General features: G+C 64.4%; 20 protein-coding genes. 14 read left to right on the top strand and 6 right to left on the bottom strand.

Annotation, left to right across the window (positions count from 1 at the left end):
- Nucleotides 1-23: 23 nt before the first annotated feature.
- Complete coding sequence (locus ACX4ZE_RS05905) at nt 24-1,673, bottom strand: DEAD/DEAH box helicase (protein WP_480272291.1); 1,650 nt, start codon at nt 1,671-1,673, stop codon at nt 24-26.
- A 466-nt stretch (nt 1,674-2,139) separates the two neighbouring features.
- Here ACX4ZE_RS05905 and ACX4ZE_RS05900 point away from each other — a divergent pair, with 466 nt between their 5' ends.
- From ACX4ZE_RS05900 to ACX4ZE_RS05890, 3 genes are all read left to right on the top strand, one after another.
- Nucleotides 2,140-2,259, top strand: coding sequence for a helix-turn-helix domain-containing protein (locus tag ACX4ZE_RS05900; RefSeq protein ID WP_480272290.1), 120 nt, complete (start codon nt 2,140-2,142; stop codon nt 2,257-2,259).
- A 126-nt stretch (nt 2,260-2,385) separates the two neighbouring features.
- Entirely contained in the window at nt 2,386-3,087 is a 702-nt protein-coding gene (locus ACX4ZE_RS05895) for a ferritin-like fold-containing protein (RefSeq protein WP_480272289.1), read from the top strand.
- Nucleotides 3,088-3,323: 236 nt separating this feature from the next.
- Complete coding sequence (locus tag ACX4ZE_RS05890; RefSeq protein ID WP_480272288.1) at nt 3,324-3,551, top strand: DUF3107 domain-containing protein; 228 nt, start codon at nt 3,324-3,326, stop codon at nt 3,549-3,551.
- Nucleotides 3,552-3,659: 108 nt separating this feature from the next.
- Here ACX4ZE_RS05890 and fasR read toward each other — a convergent pair whose 3' ends face one another.
- On the bottom strand, nt 3,660-4,325 hold the full coding sequence (gene fasR, locus ACX4ZE_RS05885; RefSeq protein WP_480272287.1) for an HTH-type transcriptional activator FasR: 666 nt from the start codon (nt 4,323-4,325) through the stop codon (nt 3,660-3,662).
- Between the two features lie 281 nt (nt 4,326-4,606).
- Here fasR and ACX4ZE_RS05880 point away from each other — a divergent pair, with 281 nt between their 5' ends.
- The 8 genes from ACX4ZE_RS05880 (at nt 4,607) to ACX4ZE_RS05845 (ending at nt 11,609) form a co-directional block, all read left to right on the top strand.
- On the top strand, nt 4,607-5,782 hold the full coding sequence (locus ACX4ZE_RS05880; RefSeq protein WP_480272286.1) for a DUF3152 domain-containing protein: 1,176 nt from the start codon (nt 4,607-4,609) through the stop codon (nt 5,780-5,782).
- A gap of 127 nt (nt 5,783-5,909) precedes the next feature.
- Nucleotides 5,910-7,094 carry an adenylyltransferase/sulfurtransferase MoeZ gene (gene moeZ, locus ACX4ZE_RS05875; RefSeq protein WP_480272285.1) on the top strand — a complete coding sequence of 395 codons (1,185 nt, stop codon included), beginning with the start codon at nt 5,910-5,912 and terminating at the stop codon, nt 7,092-7,094.
- Between the two features lie 107 nt (nt 7,095-7,201).
- The gene (locus tag ACX4ZE_RS05870) at nt 7,202-8,053 is read left to right on the top strand and encodes a TIGR02569 family protein (RefSeq protein WP_480272284.1); all 852 of its coding nucleotides are present in this window, start codon (nt 7,202-7,204) and stop codon (nt 8,051-8,053) included.
- A gap of 76 nt (nt 8,054-8,129) precedes the next feature.
- Complete coding sequence (locus ACX4ZE_RS05865) at nt 8,130-8,276, top strand: hypothetical protein (protein ID WP_480272283.1); 147 nt, start codon at nt 8,130-8,132, stop codon at nt 8,274-8,276.
- Nucleotides 8,277-8,481: 205 nt separating this feature from the next.
- Nucleotides 8,482-8,985, top strand: coding sequence for a DUF3558 domain-containing protein (locus ACX4ZE_RS05860; RefSeq protein WP_480272282.1), 504 nt, complete (start codon nt 8,482-8,484; stop codon nt 8,983-8,985).
- Nucleotides 8,986-9,000: 15 nt separating this feature from the next.
- Nucleotides 9,001-9,384: a hypothetical protein gene (locus ACX4ZE_RS05855; protein WP_480272281.1), complete on the top strand. Its 384-nt coding sequence runs from the start codon at nt 9,001-9,003 to the stop codon at nt 9,382-9,384.
- On the top strand, nt 9,384-10,811 hold the full coding sequence (locus ACX4ZE_RS05850) for a hypothetical protein (RefSeq protein ID WP_480272280.1): 1,428 nt from the start codon (nt 9,384-9,386) through the stop codon (nt 10,809-10,811). The genes ACX4ZE_RS05855 and ACX4ZE_RS05850 overlap by 1 nt, the downstream gene beginning before the upstream one ends.
- A gap of 24 nt (nt 10,812-10,835) precedes the next feature.
- Nucleotides 10,836-11,609 carry an ESX secretion-associated protein EspG gene (locus tag ACX4ZE_RS05845; protein WP_480272279.1) on the top strand — a complete coding sequence of 258 codons (774 nt, stop codon included), beginning with the start codon at nt 10,836-10,838 and terminating at the stop codon, nt 11,607-11,609.
- On the opposite strand, the gene ACX4ZE_RS05840 is transcribed toward ACX4ZE_RS05845, so the two are convergent.
- The 4 genes from ACX4ZE_RS05840 to ACX4ZE_RS05825 all read right to left on the bottom strand — a co-directional run bounded on the left by ACX4ZE_RS05840 (nt 11,572) and on the right by ACX4ZE_RS05825 (nt 15,549).
- Nucleotides 11,572-11,808, bottom strand: a complete 237-nt coding sequence (locus ACX4ZE_RS05840) for a hypothetical protein (protein WP_480272278.1) — start codon at nt 11,806-11,808, stop codon at nt 11,572-11,574. The genes ACX4ZE_RS05845 and ACX4ZE_RS05840 overlap by 38 nt on opposite strands.
- Nucleotides 11,805-13,022, bottom strand: a complete 1,218-nt coding sequence (locus ACX4ZE_RS05835) for a sensor histidine kinase (protein ID WP_480272277.1) — start codon at nt 13,020-13,022, stop codon at nt 11,805-11,807. Before ACX4ZE_RS05835 ends, ACX4ZE_RS05840 begins: the two co-directional genes overlap by 4 nt.
- Before the next feature lie 134 nt (nt 13,023-13,156).
- On the bottom strand, nt 13,157-14,638 hold the full coding sequence (locus tag ACX4ZE_RS05830) for an MFS transporter (protein WP_480272276.1): 1,482 nt from the start codon (nt 14,636-14,638) through the stop codon (nt 13,157-13,159).
- A 239-nt stretch (nt 14,639-14,877) separates the two neighbouring features.
- Nucleotides 14,878-15,549, bottom strand: a complete 672-nt coding sequence (locus ACX4ZE_RS05825) for a FadR/GntR family transcriptional regulator (protein ID WP_480272523.1) — start codon at nt 15,547-15,549, stop codon at nt 14,878-14,880.
- Nucleotides 15,550-15,613: 64 nt separating this feature from the next.
- Between ACX4ZE_RS05825 and ACX4ZE_RS05820 the strand changes: the two genes are divergently transcribed.
- From ACX4ZE_RS05820 to nirD, 3 genes are all read left to right on the top strand, one after another.
- Nucleotides 15,614-16,867 carry an MFS transporter gene (locus ACX4ZE_RS05820; protein ID WP_480272275.1) on the top strand — a complete coding sequence of 418 codons (1,254 nt, stop codon included), beginning with the start codon at nt 15,614-15,616 and terminating at the stop codon, nt 16,865-16,867.
- 373 nt (nt 16,868-17,240) lie between these two features.
- Nucleotides 17,241-19,766 carry a nitrite reductase large subunit NirB gene (gene nirB, locus ACX4ZE_RS05815; protein ID WP_480272274.1) on the top strand — a complete coding sequence of 842 codons (2,526 nt, stop codon included), beginning with the start codon at nt 17,241-17,243 and terminating at the stop codon, nt 19,764-19,766.
- Nucleotides 19,767-19,830: 64 nt separating this feature from the next.
- Complete coding sequence (gene nirD / locus ACX4ZE_RS05810; protein ID WP_480272273.1) at nt 19,831-20,232, top strand: nitrite reductase small subunit NirD; 402 nt, start codon at nt 19,831-19,833, stop codon at nt 20,230-20,232.

The following is a 20,232-nucleotide window of genomic DNA, read 5'->3' as shown; positions in this document are numbered from 1 at the left end:
GCGAGACTATCGGATCCGGATGATCAGGCCGATGCGGCAGCCGTAGTCGAGGACGCGCTCGCGGTGTCCACGGCGGAGGTTTCACCGGCCGTGGTCTTGCGCCGCCTGCGCCTGCGCCGTGCGGGTCGGTCGGAGTCAGGGGGTGTCTGCGCTGTGGACTGCTGGGCCGCCTCAGCGGTGGAGGCGGTATCGCCGGCGGGGTCGGTGTCGTAGGGGGCGTCGGTAACGGCTTGGGTGTCGTCGACCGGTTTACCGCCGCGGGTGCGCCTGCGAGTGCGCTGGCGTGGGGTGCGTTCGGGACGTTCGACGACGACCGCGTCCGCGTCGCGTCGCGGCTCGGGCTTGCGCACCACACCGGTCACACTCTCCGGAATGGTCAGGTCCGAGTACAGGTGCGCCGAGCGCGAATAGGTCTCGACGGGCTCGGGGATGCCGAGCGCGAGTGCGCTGTCTATCGCCGACCATCGGTTGAGTTCGTCCCAGTCGATCAGAGTCACCGCTACGCCGGTGCGTCCGGCCCTGCCGGTACGGCCGATCCGGTGCACGTAGGTCTTCTCGTCTTCCGGACACTGATAGTTGATCACATGGGTGACGTCATCGATGTCGATGCCGCGCGCCGCGACATCGGTCGCGACCAGCACGTCGATGGTGCCCTTACGGAACTTGGCGAGCGCCTTCTCGCGGGCGATCTGCCCGAGGTCGCCGTGCACCGCGCCTACCGCGAACCCTCGCTCGGCCAACTCGTCGGAGACTTTCTGCGCGGTGCGTTTGGTACGCGTGAAGATCATGGTGGCTCCGCGGCCCTCGGCTTGCAGTATCCGCGCGATCAGCTCGCTTTTGTCCAAGGCGTGAGCGCGATAGACGAACTGGGTGGTGCGGTCGTGCACTGCGGAATCGTGCGGTTCTTCGGCTCGGATATGCGTCGGACGAGTCAAGAAGGTGCGGGCCAGTGTGATGATCGGCCCTGGCATGGTCGCGGAGAACAGCATGGTCTGACGCTTGTCCGGCACCATCCCGAGAATTCGTTCGATGTCCGGTAGGAAACCCAGGTCGAGCATCTCATCGGCCTCGTCGAGCACGAGCACCCCGATCTTGCCGAGGATCAGGTGCTGTTGGTCGGCGAGGTCGAGTAGTCGTCCCGGGGTGCCGACCACCAGGTCTACCCCCTCCCGCAGCGCTTCGATCTGTGCCTCGTAGGGGCGCCCGCCGTAAATAGAAGCGACGCGCAGCGGCCCTCGATACCCGGACAGGTACTTGCCCGCGTTCTGTAGGTCCTCGGTGACCTGGACGCACAGTTCCCGCGTCGGCACGATGATCAGCGCACGCGGCGTGCCGTCCAGCGGCGGTGTGCCGGAGTCGGCGGTCGAGATCCGATGTAACAGCGGCACTCCGAAACCGAAGGTTTTACCCATTCCGGTACGGGCCTGACCGATGAGATCCTCCCCGGTGAGCGCTAGCGGAAGGGTGAGTTCCTGAATAGCGAAAGTGTGTTCGATACCGATCTCGTCGAGTGCGCGCACGATTTCGGTCCGCACGCCCAATTCAGCGAAAGTCGGGGCGGTATGTGTTGCGTCCAGTTCGGCGGTCAACAGAGTATCCGCCAGTCCCGGTTCCTGGTCGACTGTGATCTTACTCAGGTTCGTGCCTTCCTCGTCATCACGTCCAGCGCGCACAAGGTGGGGCGGACCGGGTGGTCCGCGACGACCACGGCTCCGCAAGCGATATTCACCCGGCCACGCTCCGGATGCCGGGTGCCTGCCGGATGAAACGGCGACTACCTCGTAAGACATCGGCGCGGCGCAGTGGTGACGCGGATCTGGTGCGCGCACATTTTCCTGTTCAGCGAAACTTCGGACCCGAAATCGGTCAGCGGCCGTAGCGGCGCCCTGTGGTGCGTGAGCGTGGCATTCAGGCAACTCCGTCGAGCGAAACTTCCGCTGTTCGCAGTGATTGTAGCGTGATATTGTTCTTCCCTCGAATTGCCGCTGCGGCAAGATAGCACGGATATTGGGAAATCGAAGCGCGCTTCCTTATCCAAGGCTGCGACGCGCGCTGTGGCACATGGCAATTCATCGCAGTGCCCCTATGGCGGTCGAGGCGACTTTCGCGGGATTCCATCCCGATATGGTGCAGTGGTAGTTGAGCACCTTATTCCGTGAACACCGTGGTGACGGCCATGTCGCCGCACCGGTCGACCATAGCCTCACCGGGCGCCAGGCTCTGGCCGTTCAGGTGGTGGTGGGTGCGGCGCTGGAGTAGGCATTTCCCATCACAGGTTCTCTGTTCGCGCGGTGTCTTCTGCGCGGTGCGCGACACGACATGCGGTTACTCGGGGAAGTGCTCGGTTGAACCGGACAAGCCACGCCGAGTATTAGTCTGGTTCGTATGGGAGTACAGTCACCTGCCGCGCTAGGTGTTTCGCCGACCGACCCAGCAGCCTTCTTCATCCCCGCGGAGCATCCCGGTGTGACCGATCTGTTCGCGGTGCTCGCCTATGGCGAGATCTCCGCGTTCTACCGGTTGGCCGAAGAGGCCAAGCTGTCACCGACTCTCCGGGGTAAAGCGGCGGTGGCGAAGATGGCCGCGGCCGAGATGGGGCACTTCACCACGCTCCGGTCCGCGCTGGCCGCTCGGGGCGCCGATATTTTCGATGCCATGGCGCCGTTCGTGCGAGCGCTGGACGATTTCCACGCGTCGACCGATCCCTCGACATGGCTGGAATCGATGGTGAAGTTCTATGTCGGCGACGGTATCGCCGCGGACTTCTACACCGAGATCGCGGGGGCATTGTCTCCCGACGTCGCCGCGGTGGTCCGTAATGTGCTCGCCGAGACCAGGCATTCGGAATTCGTTGTCGAGGAGGTGCGCCGGGCGGTCGCCGTGAGCCGTTCCGAACGCGACCGCCTCAGACTGTGGGGCAGGCGGCTGCTCGGTGAGGCGATCACCCAGGCCCAGTACGTCATGGCTCAGCGAGATGAGCTCACCGAACTGGTTCTGACCGCCACCGGCGATCTCAACGGTGTCGCCGCGCTGTTCGAGCGGATGCAGGACAGCCATGCTGAACGCATGATGGTACTCGGTATCTGACGGACCCGAGCGCCACCGGCTGCCCTGCGGATATGGTCGCCGTTGGCCGGATGTGACGGCTGATCACGTAGTTCCGTGGGGATGAGTGACTCGTGCGAGCTGGAATCGCCGAACCTGCCAGGAGAGGCCGGTCGACGCTGCTGGGGCACTCGCTGCACGGCCTGAATACGCGCCGGGGTGTCCTGGCATTAGCCTGGATCCGACAGCACAGGACTCTCAGATTTCGGAGGTTGGCCGTGGAGGTCAAGATCGGTATTTCGGATAGCCCGCGCGAGCTGGTGATTACCAGCTCGCAGACCCAGGACGAGGTCGAGGCGTTGGTGTCCGGCGCGCTCGGTAGTGACGGTGGGGTCTTGTCGCTCTCCGATGAGAAGGACCGCAAGTTCTTGATCCAGGCTTCGAAGATCGCCTACGTCGAGATCGGCTCGTCCGCAGGCGGTCGCGTCGGTTTCGCTGCGGTCTGATCCCGATCACCGCTCGCATACGACGAGCCCCTGCTCTCGGATCATCCGGGGGCAGGGGCTCGTCTGTGTTGTGTCTTCCGGCGTTACGTCCCTTGGCGTCGTGCCCGTTCAGGCGATCGGATGCAGCGGCACGTGCTTCAGACCGCCCCATGCGAGCGAGACGGTGGTGTCGACCGCGTCCTCTTTGGGGATCGGCCGGTCGGCCTCCAGCCAGTAGCGTGCAGTGAACTGGCTCGCGCCCACCAATCCGACCGCCAAGATGCGTGCGCGATAGGGATCCAGGCCTGAGTCGCGCGCCACCACGTCGAAGACCGCGTCCACACACGCCTCGGTAGCCTGCTCGACCCGGCGCTGCACCTGCGGCTCACTGGTCAGGTCGGACTCGAATACCAGGCGGAAACCTTGCATCTCATTGTCCACGAAATCGAAGTACGCCTGCACCGCCGCGCGCACGCGCTGCCTGTTGTCGGTGGTCGATCGCAGCGCCTGGCGCACGCTGGAGACCAGCATGTCCACATAATTCTGCAGCACCGCGACGTAGAGCTCCAGTTTGCTGCTGAAGTGTTGGTACAGCACCGGCTTACTCACTCCGGCGCAGTGCGAGATCTCGTCCATGCCCGCAGCGTGGTAGCCGCGCTGTACGAAGACTTCGCTTGCCGCCGTGAGCAGCTGTTGACGTCGTTCGTCGCGCGGAAGCCTGGTACCGCGTTTGGCAGGTGCCGCGGCCTCGGACGACGATCTGCGGGACAACATCCGGTCCACCAGGTGAGTCATTGTCGGCTCTTCCAGTCGATTCCCCGGCAAGAAGGGGTGTGCACCGGGCTGTCCCATGCACGATACTCGGTTGTCATCGGTTTGCGGAGTGGGGTCGGGTAACTGCGCTTCCCTGGGACGAATCACCGCGTGGTATGCGCTTGCCGGCCGTGTGCTCATAAGGGGCGAGCGGCCGCCATGAGCTGCTGGCGCGTGACCGACCGGAAGGCCCGCACGGGGTCGGAAGCGGTGCGAGCAGTCCGACTGGCTCGGGTCTGTTCGGTTCCGTAAAGTCGGATCGCATGGCGAGAACCGGGCCCGAGACGCGATCCAAGAGGACGGTTCGCGCCGGTGCGGTCGAGTGGCCGGTGGCCAGTCCCGAATCGTTCGGCCCTCCCGCACGGAAGCAGAAGCGCACCGCAGTCGGCGAGCGCCCCGCGCGCCGCCCCGATACCCCCTCGCGCCAACGTGATCGAGACGTAGGTGCGATCGGCGATGAGCTGGGCCGTTATTCTGGTAAAGCCGACCGATCCCACCAGCCATTGCGCGCCCGCTGGGATCCCATTGCTCCGAATGAGGGCAGAACCAGAGGACGCCCGGAGCGGGACGCCAAGAAGCAAAGTGCGCTCGGCAGGTTCGTCTCGACCTACGGCTGGCGAGCCTATGCGCTTCCGATACTGGTCGTGATCACCGCCCTGGTAGTCGTGGAAGCGTTCCGCGCCATCGGCACCGGAGATGCGGTCGGCCCGGTGTCCGGCCAGGAACAACTCGATCCACGCGCCGCGGTCGCGGGTATCATCGACGGCCCGCCGGGAGACGGGCACTTTCCAGCGGATCTGGCCATCGGGGCACTGCCCGCTGGCGGCCCCTTCACCGAGAACGGTCCGGGTACCTGGCGTGTGGTACCGGGAACCACCGCGAAGGTCGGCATAGGAACCGACAGCGTATTCCGCTATACGGTGGAGATCGAGGACGGTATGGACACCTCGGGTATCGGTGGCGACCAAGCCGTGACCGCCATGATCGATTCCACCCTCGCCAACCCGAAGAGCTGGGTGCACGACCACAAGTTCGCGTTCCGCCGGGTGGACCAAGGGAAAGTGGACTTCCGCATCTCGCTCACCTCGCAGGACTCGAGTCGCACAGAATGCGGCTTCGATATCCCGATCGATACCTCCTGTTACAACGCCGACAACCACCGGGTGGTGCTCTCCGAGGCCCGCTGGGTGCGGGGCGCGCTGGCTTTCGAGGGAGATATCGGGTCGTATCGGCAGTACCTGGTCAACCATGAGGTCGGCCATGCCATCGGCTACCACCAGCATCAGCCGTGTGAGACCGATGGCGGGCTCGCGCCGGTGATGATGCAGCAGACCTTCGGCACGAAGAACGACGACATCGCGGAGTTGGATCCGAACGGCGTTGTGCCGATGAATGGCAAGCGTTGCCATTTCAATCCCTGGCCCTACCCGCGCGGGTAGGGCGGTCGCCGATACGTGACGATGGTGCGGGAAGAACGGTCCGATCGCCGGTGTTGTACTAGAGCGGCCCGCGGAGGGCGCCACACCGCCGGTAGCGATCGGCCAAGCGATTCGAGGAGTCCTGGACGTGTCATCACCCAAGTCCCTGCCGCCACTTGTCGAGCCGGCCGAGGAACTGACCAGGGATGAGGTTGCCCGCTACAGCCGCCACCTGATCATCCCGGATCTCGGGGTGGATGGGCAGAAGCGTTTGAAGAATGCCAAGGTGCTGGTCATCGGTGCGGGCGGGCTCGGATCACCTGCGCTGCTGTACCTGGCCGCCGCGGGTGTCGGCACTCTCGGCATCGTCGAGTTCGACGAGGTGGATGCGTCCAACCTGCAGCGTCAGATCATCCACGGCGAATCCGATATCGGCCGTTCGAAGGCCGATAGCGCGCGCGACTCCATCCTGGAGATCAACTCCGGCATCGACGTACGGTTGCACAAGATCCGATTGGAACCCGAGAACGCGGTCGAGTTGTTCGCTCGATACGACCTGATCGTCGACGGTACCGACAACTTCGCCACTCGCTACCTGGTCAACGATGCCGCGGTACTGGCGGGCAAGCCCTATGTGTGGGGTTCGATCTACCGCTTCGAAGGACAGGTCTCGATCTTCTGGGAGGATGCGCCGGACGGTCGCGGCATCAACTACCGCGACTTGTACCCGGAGGCCCCGCCACCCGGTATGGTGCCCTCCTGCGCTGAGGGCGGTGTGCTCGGTGTGTTGTGCGCATCGATCGGTTCGGTGATGGTCACCGAGGCGATCAAGTTGATCACCGGTATCGGTGAGCCGCTGCTGGGCAGACTGATGGTGTACGACGCATTGGATATGAACTACCGGACCATCGCGCTGCGCCGTGATCCGGAGCGTCAGCCGATCACCGAGCTGATCGACTACGAGGCATTCTGTGGTGTGGTGTCCGAGGAGGGCCAGGCGGCCGCGGTCGGGTCTACCATCACCGCGCATGAGCTCAAGGAGTTGCTCGACGCGGGCAAGGAGATCGAGCTGATCGACGTGCGTGAGCCGGTCGAATGGGACATCGTGCATATCGAGGGTGCCAGGCTGATCCCGAAAGACCGCATCCTGTCCGGCGATGCGTTGGCCGAGCTGCCGCAGAACCGCTCGATCGTGCTGCACTGCAAGACCGGTGTGCGCTCCGCTGAGGCGCTGGCCGCGCTCAAGCGCGCCGGTTTCTCCGACGCCGCCCATCTGCAGGGCGGCGTGATCGCCTGGGCCAACCAGATCGACCGCTCCTTGCCGGTGTATTGATGCCGCCGAGGTAATTCGGCATCGGGCAGTGGGAAGTGAGTCACAAAACAGGGCGCCGTACGGCGTGCCGTCGGCTCGTCGAATCGGACCCGGCATACGGTACGGTCGTGACTTCTGTGGAACCTCCCGAGCATGTGCGCGCTACGTTCGGTCTACGTGAAGTGACCCCGGTGGCGCTCGGCAACTGGGAAGGCGGCTGGCGCTTCGGCGATGTGGTACTCAGCCCGGTTTCCGATCACGCGCGTGCGGCGTGGTCGGCCAACGTTCGCGAGTCATTGCGGGTGGACGGGCTGCGGCTGGCCCGGCCGGTGCGGGCGACCGACGGCCGCTACGTGGTGTCCGGTTGGCGTGCGGACACCTATCTGGAGGGCGCTCCGGAGCCGCGGCACGATGAAGTAGTCTCGATATCGGTGCGACTGCATCAGGCTACAGCGGCGCTGGAGCGGCCACGTTTTCTCGCGCAACCGCCGGTCGCGCCCTGGGCGGATACGGATGTATTCGTCGCCGCGGACCGTGCGGCCTGGGAGACGGTGCCGCTGCGAAGCCTACGCGCGGGCGGTGCGCAGCTGTCGTCCTCACCGGACGCTCGCCGCGGCCTCGAACTGATCGGTCAGCTGGCTACGCTCCGTAAGCCGGTGCGGACCCAGCCACAACTGGTGCACGGCGATCTGTTCGGCACGGTCCTGTTCGTCGGTGCCCAGATCCCCGGTCTCGCCGACATCACACCGTACTGGCGCCCCGCGCCGTGGGCGGCGGCGGTCATCGTGGTGGATGCGCTGGCTTGGGGAGGCGCGGACGACGGGCTGCTGGAACGATGGGCTGATTTGCCGGAATGGCCGCAGATGTTGTTGCGGGCGATCATATTCCGGCTCATTGTGCATACCCTGCACCCCCGTTCGACACCGCACGCCTTCCCTGGGCTCGCGCGCACCGCCGATATGGTGCGCCTGGTGCTCTGAACGGTGAGACCTACCGTGATATCGCCGCCGGATTCGATCGTGTCCTGCGCGAACTACGCGACGCCGACTGAACACGTTGGCAGACAAGGGGTACCAGGGATCGGACGGGGTGCTGACCCCGTACAAGGGACGCCGCAAGCCGCCCTCGCAGAAGTGCGTCAACCGCGCTCACGCCCGCCTACGCGGACGCGGGCACATGAGCTCGCGGCCTGGTCGGCGGTGACCGCGTTCGTGTCGGGTGTCGAACTGTAGGTGCCGGTACGACGTCCGGCTGCCGCTGGTATTTCGTCGTGTGCGCTGCCGGTGCGCGGTGTGCTGCCGGTGTCTGGAGGAGGTGAGTTCTCGATAGTTGTCTGTTACCGTTGGCGCAGCCTGCGTCGTTACGGGCCGAAAGGGTGGGGATGGTTCGCCGAATTTTGTTGCCGATAATGGCTTTTCTACTTGTTCCTGGCGTTGCGGGCTGTAGTGAGACCACAAGTGGTGGCTCGCCTGCTACGAGTACTGCCGCGACCGCGAAGCTGTTCGACCCGTGCACGGGGATTCCGGATGAGGCGTTGCGGGCGGCGGGGGTCGATCCGGCGACCGAAGTGCCCGGAATCCTTGGCAGGAGGCTGGAGTCCGGCTGGGAGATCTGTGGCTGGGAAGGTCCACGATATTTCATCACGGTGTTCTCGACCGGCCGCACTGTGGCGGAGTTCGAGAGCAAGCCCGGGAATGTGGAATTCGAGGACGTCACGATGGCGGGCCGGCAGGGTCGGCGGTTCAAGGTCGAGGGTGCGTCGAAGGATCTGCTCTGCGATATCGTGTTCCCGGCGCGTCAGGGGGCGATTCAACTGCGGGTATCGAATAAGCCGATCACCGGCGAGCGGGAAGATCCTTGTATAGTTCTGGATCGTATAGGAAATTTTATTGTGCCGGTATTTCCGGAGTAGCGGGAGGGGGGTGTCATGAGCGAGGGCAATGCCCTGGTTCGGCGGCAGCTGGCGGGACAAGCGCGTGCGGGGGAACTCTATCTCGATGACGAGAGGACTGCGTATCTCTGCGCCGAAGCGTGTGAAGAGCGGATTGCCCAACTATTCCGCATCCTCGAGGCTGCGCAGAGGACCAAGAATGTTTCCGGCTTCGGAGATTTCAAGATGGCGGATGATCTGGCGAGGAAGTTTCTGAAGCAGGCCGCTGGTGAGGAGAATTCGATTGAGAATATCCTCCTCGAGCATATCGAGGTCGTGAAGAATATGCGTGAGGTCATGGCGATCTCGTTCAAGCGCATCACCGGCCAGGATATCGAGAACGCCGACCGGTTGGCGTATGCCACCGAGCAGGTGGACTGATGGGTAACCCGTATAGCCGTATGGAGATCTTCGACCCAGGCGAGATGGGTTCGGCGATGCTCCGCAGTATCACCAACTGGATTTCCGGTGAACAGCTGCAACCCGAGATCGATCCGTTCGCGGTGCAGGACATATACAACCGGCAGCGTGATGGTGTGCGAAGCCAGTTGGCCGATATCGGTTTTCAGGGCGAGTTCCGGCCGAGGGAAGTGCTCGACGCCGACGAGTTCGAAAGGTACGACATCGCCACGCTGCGCGGTAAGGTCGATCGGATCGATCTGGCCGTGGTCAGTGACTTGGCGGCCGCGTGGAAGAATATCGGCACCGGGCACCAGGAGTCGCTGGACGGCTTTCTCCGGGCCATGGACAAGGCCACCGATACGAGCGTGTGGCGGGGTGCAGCAAGAGACGCGGCGGCGAGCGCAGTCCGCGACTATGCTGCCGAGGGCGCGCAAGTCTCGAAAGCGGCTCGGTTGACCAGCAATAAGCTGGACGAATTACAGACCGGCTTGACGCCGACCAAACAATTGGTCCCACATGCCCCGGAGCATCGCAGCGGTCTGGACAACTTCCGCGGTTTCATCGCCGGCCGCGGATGGCGCAATGACGATGTCGCCGAGTACAACGCGAAAACCGAGGCATTGCGGGTGCTGCGCACTGTATACGCCCCGGTCGTCATGGAATCCGATACCGATGTCCCCTTGATACCCCGCCCGGCGTTGAGCATGAATCCCGACGGCGGCACCGGCGGTATCGGTGGTATAGGAGCGGGTGGCTCCGGTACCGGCGGTAGCAGTGTCGGTGGCCTCGGCGCCGGTACCGGCGGCGCGAGCCTATCGGGACCTCGAACTATCGACACGGAAATTAGTGCCGCCCAAGATAATTCGATTACTTCATCAGACGTTCAGCAGGCTGCGGACGAACCAGCCGACACGCCACAGCGGGCTCTCGCTGATCCCTCGTCCACAACTCAGGCTTCTACCACTTCCGCCTCGGCCCCCACGCCGAGTACTTCCGGTAGCCCGGAACTTCGTACGCTGGGTGGTCTCGGCAGTTCCGGAGGCCAAGGAACTCATGGCAGTCTCGGAGGCCAGGGAAGTTACGGCGGAACCGGAGGCCAAGGAAGTTACGGCGGATTCGGCGGTTACGGCGGATCAGGTGCCTCGGCGCCGCCTCAGGGACGTTCGCTTCCTGGCGCGACACTTCCTTCCGGACCGGCCGCGACGGCCGCGCGGGCGGGGACCGCGACGGGTCGCCCCGGAATGGGCGGCATGCCGGGTGGTATAGCGCCCGGTACGCGCGGCGGTAGATCCGATGACGAATCCAGCAAGGGTGTTCCGGACTATTTGATCACTCAGGAACACGGCGATGAACTCACCGGGCTGGGCAATCTGCCGAAAACTACGCCGCCGGTCATCGGCGAGTAACCGGACAGGACAAGGATACTTCCGATGACAGCGATGCCGAGCTGGCGGTTCACCGCGCTCGAATTCCGGACCCTGTGGGAGTCCACTGGCAGGGACGTGCTGCCCTATCCGTTGCGCCACCAGCACACCACCGAGTTCCGTTCGGAGAGTCTCCGGTTGCGTCGAGCGGCGGCCCGCTCGCTGCACCCGCGTATCGACGATGATCTGCTGCGCGCGGTCGAGGTGCTGCTGGCCCCGGAGGCACGGGTGGAACTGGCCGGGTTCGTCGGTGTTCGCCGGGATCGCAAGGTGCGTGCGCATGCCGGAGTGCACTACGAGCACGGCGCGATCGCGGTGCAGGAACCGGGACCGAACCACGAGCAGGGCGGTGATGTGCTGTTGGCCTTGCTGCCCGCCGGTGCGGTAGCGCAGGCGGTGGTGGATGTGCTCCCGAGTCGCGCTGCGGGGCAGGGGAGGCGAATCCAGGTATCGGCTGAGGAATTGGAGCAGCCCCGGCCACCGGTCCGTGACGCCTGGCGTCCGACACCACGGGAGGAGTTCGAGAATTTCTTCACTCGTACGATGACGATGCTCTGCCATGTCGGTGTCTACCCGATGGGCAGCGTGGACAACCGGCATATTCACGGCCGCAATGACTTCCAACTCAATGATGCCGCCGATGACGGGCGCTACGTTACTTTCGGAACGCACACGTTGACCCGCAAACCCACTACCAGCGAACGGGTCACCGCCACCTTGCAGCAGATGATCACACGGACCGTCACGGAAGTTCGTGACGGCGTACATCTACCGCATTGACCGCTGTCGGGCAGTGCCCGATGTCGTGGTCGCTTGGTCGGACGAGTCCGCTCTGGTAGCAGAGCTGGTCGGCGATCTCCGCATTGCCGACGCCGTAGGCAACGGTGACCACCTCGATATCGTCGGGAATGCCCAGGGTCAAGGCGAAACCATTACGGGCTGAAGCTTGGTCGTCGGCAATGAGCCCGCAAACACTCATACCGACTCGTCTCCGATCGGCAGCTGAGCGACCACTCGGAACCCTCCTTGCGCACGCGGCCCCGCCTCGAGGCTCCCACCCAACAGCAACGCGCGCTCACGCATTCCGATAATTCCGTGACCACCTGACTCCGGTAGCGTGAGCGTCGATACGGACGCGGTGGTGCCGCGTCCGTCGTCGAGCACCTCGATGGCGATGGCGTTGCGTTCGATGCTGAGCCGTGCCTGCGCGTGCGTGCCCGGACCAGCATGCTTGAGCACGTTGGTGAGTGCCTCTTGGACAATGCGGTAGGCGAACAGATTCACCTGCGCGGGCGGCGCGGTGGGCAACCTGTCTGTCGCCAGCGACACACGCACACCCGCGCCGCGAATCTGTTCGACGAGCCGTGGCAGATCGGCGAGGCCGGGCTGTGGACCGAGCTCGGCTTCGGGCCGCAGCACGCCGAGCAGATGCCGCATCTCGGCCAGTGCCTGGCGACCCGCTTCTTCTACTGCTCCCATGGCCCGCACGGCGGCGTCGAGGTCACGGGTAGCGATGGTCTTCGCCGCACCGGCCTGCACAGTCATCACACTCACCCGATGGGCGACCACATCGTGCAGCTCGCGCGCGATACGGGTCCGCTCCTCGGCGACTATCCGATCGGCTTCGGCAGCGCGGTCGCTCAGCAGCCGGGCGGTGCGCTCGGTGCGCAATCGGAGCATGTACCCGATGTCCCACGCGCCGAAAAGGAAGATGCCGCCGAAGAGGGTCTCCTGCCACCACGGGGCAGGTTCATCGAGGCCGTCGACGATGAGCAGTGCGACGACCGCGGCGACGCCCGCAGGGTACCAGCGATTCACAGTCCCGTAACGGCCCATGCTGTACAGGGCTATGAGAACGGCCGGGCCGAGATGCGAATATCCGGTCATGAGCAGCACTGCCCACCCGAGCAGTACCGTGCAGAGCACGTTCAACGGTGCGCGTCGCCGCCAGTACAGCACGGCATTGCCCATCGCGAGGACCAGCACGGCGGGATTCACGATCTCGGCGAGCGGACGGACGGCCACGGCGTCGCCGGGTGCGTCGACTACGAACAGCGCTACCAAGAACGCCGCCACGGCGAGCGCGGCATCCGCAGTGCGTGGCCAGCGGGCGAACGGACCCAGAAACCTGCGCGGACCCGCGACAGGCGGTGTCGTGCTGTCCACCGGGGAGAGTACCTTGTCGGCGGGCATCGGCTTACAGTACGCCCAGTCGCGAGCGCATTCACCTGGCGCGAGTTCGGTCTGATAGGTGCGCCACCTGCGGAGAGTGCGGTGGGCGGTATGCGGTGTCCCGTGGCCTCGCGACCACGGGACACCGGGAGCGGTCAGACGTTCGCGTACGCCAGCGAGGGCACGCGTTCGACCACGAAGGAAGACCGCAGGTAGAACCACCAGGTAACGCCACCCATGACCAGGAAGGCCGCCGCATACCCCCAGAAGGCGGGCGCCATGCTGCCGAAGTGGATGTTGGACAACCGGAGCGCCTGCTGCAATAGCCAGCCGCCGCCCGCGCCTACCGCGCCGATGACGCCGATCGCGGCACCCGCCTGGCGCTTGGCTGAGGCGGTTGTCTCCGCCGGGTCCTGACCGCTTTCCATGGCACGTCGTTTGGTCTCCGCGCTGAAGATCATCGGGATCATTCGATAGGCCGAACCGTTGCCGATCCCGGTCAGTACGAACAGCAGCAGGAACGAGATCAGGTACAGCGGGAAGCTCTTCACTGAAAGTGATGCCATGATGAGCGCGATGCCCAGCGCCATACCACCGAAGACAGACATGGTGATCTTCGCGCCGCCGACGCGGTCGCCGATCCACCCGCCGAACGGGCGGCTGAACGAACCGACGAACGCGCCGAGGAAGGCCAGGTTACCGAGTGTGCTCATCCAGCCGATCTCGACCAGGTCGGGGAAGTTGGCCTTGAGCAGCGTCGGGAACGCGAACGAGAAGCCGATGAACGAGCCGAAGGTGCCGATGTAGAGGAATGCCATGATCCAGGTGTGCCGGTTGGTCAGGGCCAGTTTGTAGGATTGTCCGTCGGACTGGGCGTGGCTGATGCTGTCCATGTACCGCAGCGCGCCGAATACCGCGGCCAGGATGAACGGTACCCAGACCAGCACCGCGAGCGTGATGCCGAACCGGTAGCCGCCCGCGTCCTTGGCCATGAGGTGCGTGCCGAGCGTGATCACCAGCGGCAAAAGCAGCTGGGTCTGCGCGACGCCCATGTTCCCGCCCGCGGCGTTGATGCCGAGCGCCGCACCCTTCTTGCCCTCAGGGAAGAAGAAGTTGATGTTGGCCATCGAGGAGGAGAAGTTGCCGCCGCCGACACCGGCCAGTGCGGCGAGGATCATGAATACCCACATGGGTGTTTCCGGCTGGTTCACGAAGTAGGCCAAGCCGAGTGTGGGGAATAGCAGCATGCCCGCGCTGAACGCGGTGAACGCTCGTCCGCCGAACTTCGGGATCGCGAAGGTGTACGGAACCCGTAGCATGGCGCCGACCAGGGTCGGGGTCGAGGTGAGCAGCAGGGCGTTGCTCACCGCGGTCGGGTTTCCCTTCCCGAGGCCTGCGAGAAAGTCGAATCCAGCCGGACCCATCGCGGTGACCACGCTGCCCCAGATCACCCAGATACTGAAGCCGAGATTCTCCGCGAAGACGGAGAAGAACAGGTTCTTGCGAGCGGTCAGCTTGCCGCCGGACTCCCAGAACTGTTCGTTGTCCGGCTCCCAGTGGTTGAGCCAGCGCCCGCGTTTCTGGTGGTGAAACGTCGGTGTCTGTAGCTCTGGGCCGGTGGCTGCGACGGCGGTCATCGGCACATCCTCTCGATCGGACTCGACCGACCTTCATCGCGGCGTCGTTGCCGACGGCGGCTGTCGAGTTCCTGAATGACGGTCGAGATCAAGGTATGAGCCGGTTATTGCGTCCCTGTGGCCTCCGGTGACATTCCGGGCAAATCGGTCTCACTACGCGCGAGTCGAGTTAGTGACCACTTGGTTACGGACCACTCGGTTACGCGTCGACCGCCTGGTTACGCGCCGAGGTGCGCACTTCATCGCATGTCCGGGTATTCCGCGATCAGGGAGTTGAGGAAGCATCGGGTGGTCGAGGCGGCGCGTTCGGAATCGCCGTCGATCACCGCCTGCACCAGGGCCGCGTGCTGCGCCGGATAGGAGTCGTCGGACTTCGTTGCCCGGGCGAGGATGACCTCTTTGATGATAGGCAGCAGCGAATCGTAGAACTCGAGATAGACAGCGTTATGACTCGCGACGACGATCGCGCGGTGCAACTGGACATCCGCTTCGATCGCGGTATCCGGGTCCTGACCCCATCCTTCGGCACGTTCGTCGAGCAGGTGTAGCAGAGTGGCGATATCGGTGTCGTCGCGGCGGCGCGCCGCCAGCGCGGCGGCGGTGGTGTCCAGCGCGAGGCGCAGTTCCAGCACATCGCGTTCCTCGGCGTCGGCGAAATACTTCGCCAAGGTCCCGCCCAGATCCGAGGCGGCGATCACATAGGTGCCCGAGCCCTGGCGACGCTCCAGCATGCCCGCGTGCACCAGGGCCTGGACAGCTTCGCGCACAGTATTGCGGCCGGTGCCGGTGAGTTCGGTGAGCTCAGGTTCGGTGGGAATTCGAGAGCCGATCGGCCATCGGCCGGATCGGATTTCGATCCGCAGCTGCTCGGTGACCTGGGCTATGAGGCTGGTGCGGCGGACGGTTTGCACCTCGATAGCGTACCGCCCAACACAGCGGTTGCCCTTCTTCATCCGGTCATCCTATGATTTCGCGGTGACTACGACCCGCTCCGAATCTGTGACTCTCCGGGAATCCGTGCTGGTCCAGCGGCGGCGGCGCGCATTGCTCGAAGGCAGGCTGCTGGTCCTCACCGCTATTGTCATGTCTGCGCTCACGCTGCGCATCGCCGTTACCGCGTTCAGCCCGCTGGCCGAGTCGATCGGCGCAGATATCGGTTACGGGGCTGCTGTGGTCGGGGTCTTCGGTATGGCCCCGCCCGCCGCATTCGCGTTGGCCGGGCTGTTCACACCATTCTTGGCGGTCCGGCTCGGACTGGAGCGTACCGCGCTCGCGGCCATGCTGATGGCGGGCACGGGCATGCTGATCCGGGCGCTGGTGTCCGGCACTGCGGAACTGCTGGCTTTCTCCGCGCTCGCGCTCGTGGGTATGGGCATAGGAAATGTGGTGATCCCGCCGCTGGTGAAGCGCTATTTCCCGGATCATCTCGCTACGGTCAGTTCGCTGTATATCGTGATGGTGCAGCTAGGCACCGCTCTGCCCGCCGTCTTCGTGGTCCCGGCGGCCGATGCGTACGGCTGGCGGGTTTCGCTGGGAATGTGGAGTCTGTTCGGCTTCGCCGCTATGGTGCCATGGCTGGCCATCGTGCGGGATCGGCACGGATACGACCGCGCCGATCGGACAGCTGCGCCTGATCCGGCCCTGCGGGAGGGCCGGGTGTGGCGTTCGCCGATCGCTTGGGGCATGGCAGGCATGTTCGGCATGACCTCGTCGATCGCCTACTCAATGTTCGCCTGGTTGCCGAAGGTCATGAGCGACGCGGGAGCGAGCGCAGGATACGGCGGCGCCATGCTCGGGTTGTTCTCCCTGCTCGGAATGATCGCCGCGCTCGCGGTACCGACGGTGGTCGCTCGGTTCCGCAATCCGTTCTCCGTTGCGCTGGTCTGTGCTGTGCTGTTCTACACAGCGTTCGCCGGGCTGATCATCGCGCCGCTGTCTGCGCCGTTGCTGTGGGTCGTGCTGCTCGGGTTGGGCCCGAGTACCTTCCCGATGTCGTTGACGCTGATCAACCTGCGTACCCGTACTCCGGGCGGATCGGCCGCGCTGTCGGGTTTTACCCAGGGGGTCGGTTACACGGTGGCCTCCGCGGGTCCATTGCTGTTCGGCGTACTGCATACGGTGACCGACGGATGGTTCGTTCCGTTCGCGATGCTCGGTGGCGTGGTGCTTTTCATGCTCCTCGGTGCTTGGCAAGCGTGTAAGCCGCGTATGCTCGAAGATACGTGGTGATTTTCTGGCGCGCGGTGTGCCGGAAGCCCTCGTCCTGCCCGATGCCGCCGTCTTGCCCGATGTCGCGCGGGAGTATGCCGTGCGCGATGCACCTCATCGCTCGGCGAATTCGAGATCGGTCCGGTTGTGACATACGGAAACCGTTGTGTCACACGCCGGAAACATGTGCTGGAAGCTCACGCTCGGTGATCGGGATTCGTGAGCAACCGTTGATTTGACGGTCATTTCGCGCAGCATGTCGGCAATACCCGTTTCTTACCTTGGGGTCAACCGACTTCGGGAGGCCCTGTTGCGCACGCTGACGCGTCATAGCTCGGGACTCCGTCGGTCCGTCGGCCGTGTCTGACACCGAACCAGCCAGGAGGACCAAAAGATGAACCCCACAGTCGATCGTAAGACCGCGGTGGTCGTCGGCCACGGCATGGTCGGGCACCGGTTCGTCGAAGCGCTGCGCTCGCGCGATACTGAAGGCCGCTGGCAGGTAGTCGTTCTCAGCGAGGAACAGTTACCCGCTTATGACCGGGTCGGCCTCTCTTCCTATGTCGGCAGCTGGGATCCGAGCGCGCTGGCATTGCCCGGTAACGAGTATGCCGGTGACGACTTGGTCGAACTGCGGCTCGGCCGGCGCGCCGAGTCGATAGATCGCCAGGCGCGTAAGGTGACCACCTCGGCCGGTGACACTCTCGCCTATGACGCGCTCGTATTGGCCACCGGCTCTTACCCGTTCGTGCCGCCCGTTCCCGGCCACGATCAGCCCCACTGCTTCGTCTACCGGACCATCGACGATCTCGACGGCATTCGCGAGGCCGCCGCAGCCGCCGGTCCCGGCGCGGCAGGCGTAGTGGTCGGCGGCGGACTGCTCGGCCTGGAGGCCGCGAACGCGCTGCGGCTGCTCGGGCTCACTCCACATGTGGTCGAGTACAACGATTGGCTGATGCCCGCCCAGGTCGACGAAGGCGGCGGCGCGATCCTGGAACGTCTGGTCACCGACCTCGGCCTGCGAGTGCACACGGGGGTCGGTACATCCTCGATCGAAGCGTCGGACGCGGGCTTGACAGTCACGCTGTCCGACGGGTCAGTGATCGAGGCCGGGCTGGTGGTGTTCTCCGCCGGTGTCCGCCCCCGCGATCAGATCGCCAAGGACGCGGGACTGGAGATCGGACCCCGTGGCGGTATCGTCACCGACCTCGGTCTGCAGACCACTGATCCGAATATCTGGGCCATCGGTGAATGCGCTGCCGTAGCGGGGGTGTGCTACGGGCTGGTCGCTCCTGGGTACAGCACTGCAGAGATCGTGGTGGACCGGTTGCTCGGCGGCATGGGCGAGTTCCCTGGTGCGGACATGTCGACCAAGCTCAAGCTGCTCGGTGTGGACGTAGCCAGTTTCGGTGACGCGCACGGAGTCACCGAGGGCGCTCTGTCGGTGGTGTTGCACGACGCGGCCAAAGGCACTTACGCCAAACTCGTCGTCTCCGACGACGCGAAGACCCTGCTCGGCGGCATCTTGGTCGGCGACGCCAGCGCCTATTCGGCTTTGCGCCCCTTGGTCGGTCGCCCGTTGCCCGCTGAACCGGCCGCGCTGATCTCACCCGCGGGTGCGGAACTCGGCGCCGACGCTCTGCCGGACGACGCGCAGATATGTTCGTGCAACAACGTGTCGAAAGGCGCTATCTGCGGGGCGATCACCGACGGCGCCTGCGATATCCCGGCGATCAAGAAGCGCACCACCGCCGGAACATCGTGTGGTGGTTGTGTCCCCATGCTCAAAAAGCTGCTCGAGCAGTCCGGCGTGCAGATGTCCAAGGCGCTGTGCGAGCACTTCGAACAGTCACGTGCTGAGTTGTTCCAGATCGTTCAGGTCACCGACATCCGCACTTTCTCAGGTCTGATCGCCGAGTACGGCAAGGGCGCGGGGTGCGATATCTGCAAGCCGACCGTCGCTTCCATCCTCGCCTCCACCTCGAGTGCGCACATCCTCGACGGTGAGCAGGCCGCATTGCAGGACACCAACGACCATTTTCTGGCCAATATGCAGAAGAACGGCACCTACTCGGTAGTGCCGCGGATGCCAGGTGGCGAGGTCACCGCAGAGCAATTGATCACCATCGGCGAGGTGGCCAAGGAATTCGGTCTCTATGTGAAGGTCACGGGTGGCCAGCGTATCGACCTGTTCGGCGCGCGAGTCGAGCAGTTGCCCTCGATCTGGAAGCGGTTGGTCGACGCGGGCATGGAGTCAGGGCATGCGTATGGCAAGTCGTTGCGTACCGTGAAAAGCTGCGTCGGTTCCACCTGGTGCCGCTACGGACAGCAGGACTCCGTCGGCATGGCCGTGCTGCTGGAGAAGCGCTACCGTGGCCTGCGTTCGCCGCATAAGCTGAAACTGGCAGTCTCTGGTTGCGCCCGCGAATGCGCAGAGGCGCGCGGCAAGGATGTCGGCGTGATCGCCACCGAGCACGGGTGGAACCTTTACGTCGGCGGCAATGGTGGCCTCACCCCGAAACACGCGGTACTGCTGGCCGGTGACCTCGACGACGAGACGCTGATCAAATACATCGATCGCTACCTGATGTTCTATATCCGCACCGCTGATCGTTTGCAGCGTACTGCGCCGTGGCAAGAGGCGCTGGACGGCGGCGTGGACTATCTGAAGCAGGTGATTTGCGAAGACAGCTTGGGCATCGTCGCGGATCTGGAGGCGGCGATGGCCGCGCATGTCGCAGGCTACCGTGACGAATGGGCCGCGGTGCTGGAAGATAAAGAGAAATTGTCTCGCTTCGTGTCGTTCGTCAATGCTCCAACAGCGACCGATCCGACGATTTCGTTCGATGAAACCGGGGACCGCAAGGTGCCCGTGCTGTTGGGGCTGCCGGACATGCCGGTCGCCACGTCTGGGAAATGACCGCTTAACCGCACAGAAACAGAACGCCGGTACCAATAGGTAACGCGTTTGGAGGACGACACCGATGACTGTGATCGACACCCCCGGCATCGCCCGAACAACCACCGCCGAGTGGACGCAGGCGTGCCGTCTCGACTATCTGATTCCCGGCCGCGGCGTTGCGGTACTGCTGAAAGGCGCCAGGCAGGCCGCACTTTTCCGCCTGTCGGACGACGCGCTGTACGCCGTCGGCAATATCGACCCGATCGGCAGGGCTGCGGTCATATCGCGCGGCATCGTCGGAGATCGCGACGGTGTGCCCGTCGTGGCCTCGCCATTGCTGAAGCAGGCTTTTTCCCTGGTCGACGGGCATTGCCTGGACGATGAATCGGCGGGGCTGCCGGTGCACGCGGTGCGCGTGGACGACGGCATCGTTTCGGTTTCCAATGAGCCGGTAGTACTCGGGCTCGAAACCTCGGATGGATGA

Source organism: Nocardia sp. TBRC8007 (assembly GCF_056629435.1).
This window is presented reverse-complemented; position numbering and strand designations above follow the sequence as displayed.

Coding starts and splice junctions, on each gene's coding strand:
- nirB (WP_480272274.1), top strand. CDS start 17,241: ATGAACCCCACAGTCGATCGTAAGACCGCGGTGGTCGTCGGCCACGGC.
- ACX4ZE_RS05855 (WP_480272281.1), top strand. CDS start 9,001: ATGAGCGAGGGCAATGCCCTGGTTCGGCGGCAGCTGGCGGGACAAGCG.
- ACX4ZE_RS05845 (WP_480272279.1), top strand. CDS start 10,836: ATGACAGCGATGCCGAGCTGGCGGTTCACCGCGCTCGAATTCCGGACC.
- ACX4ZE_RS05895 (WP_480272289.1), top strand. CDS start 2,386: ATGGGAGTACAGTCACCTGCCGCGCTAGGTGTTTCGCCGACCGACCCA.
- ACX4ZE_RS05830 (WP_480272276.1), bottom strand. CDS start 14,638: ATGACCGCCGTCGCAGCCACCGGCCCAGAGCTACAGACACCGACGTTT.
- ACX4ZE_RS05835 (WP_480272277.1), bottom strand. CDS start 13,022: ATGCCCGCCGACAAGGTACTCTCCCCGGTGGACAGCACGACACCGCCT.
- ACX4ZE_RS05840 (WP_480272278.1), bottom strand. CDS start 11,808: ATGAGTGTTTGCGGGCTCATTGCCGACGACCAAGCTTCAGCCCGTAAT.
- ACX4ZE_RS05880 (WP_480272286.1), top strand. CDS start 4,607: ATGGCGAGAACCGGGCCCGAGACGCGATCCAAGAGGACGGTTCGCGCC.
- nirD (WP_480272273.1), top strand. CDS start 19,831: ATGACTGTGATCGACACCCCCGGCATCGCCCGAACAACCACCGCCGAG.
- fasR (WP_480272287.1), bottom strand. CDS start 4,325: ATGACTCACCTGGTGGACCGGATGTTGTCCCGCAGATCGTCGTCCGAG.
- ACX4ZE_RS05860 (WP_480272282.1), top strand. CDS start 8,482: ATGGCTTTTCTACTTGTTCCTGGCGTTGCGGGCTGTAGTGAGACCACA.
- ACX4ZE_RS05850 (WP_480272280.1), top strand. CDS start 9,384: ATGGGTAACCCGTATAGCCGTATGGAGATCTTCGACCCAGGCGAGATG.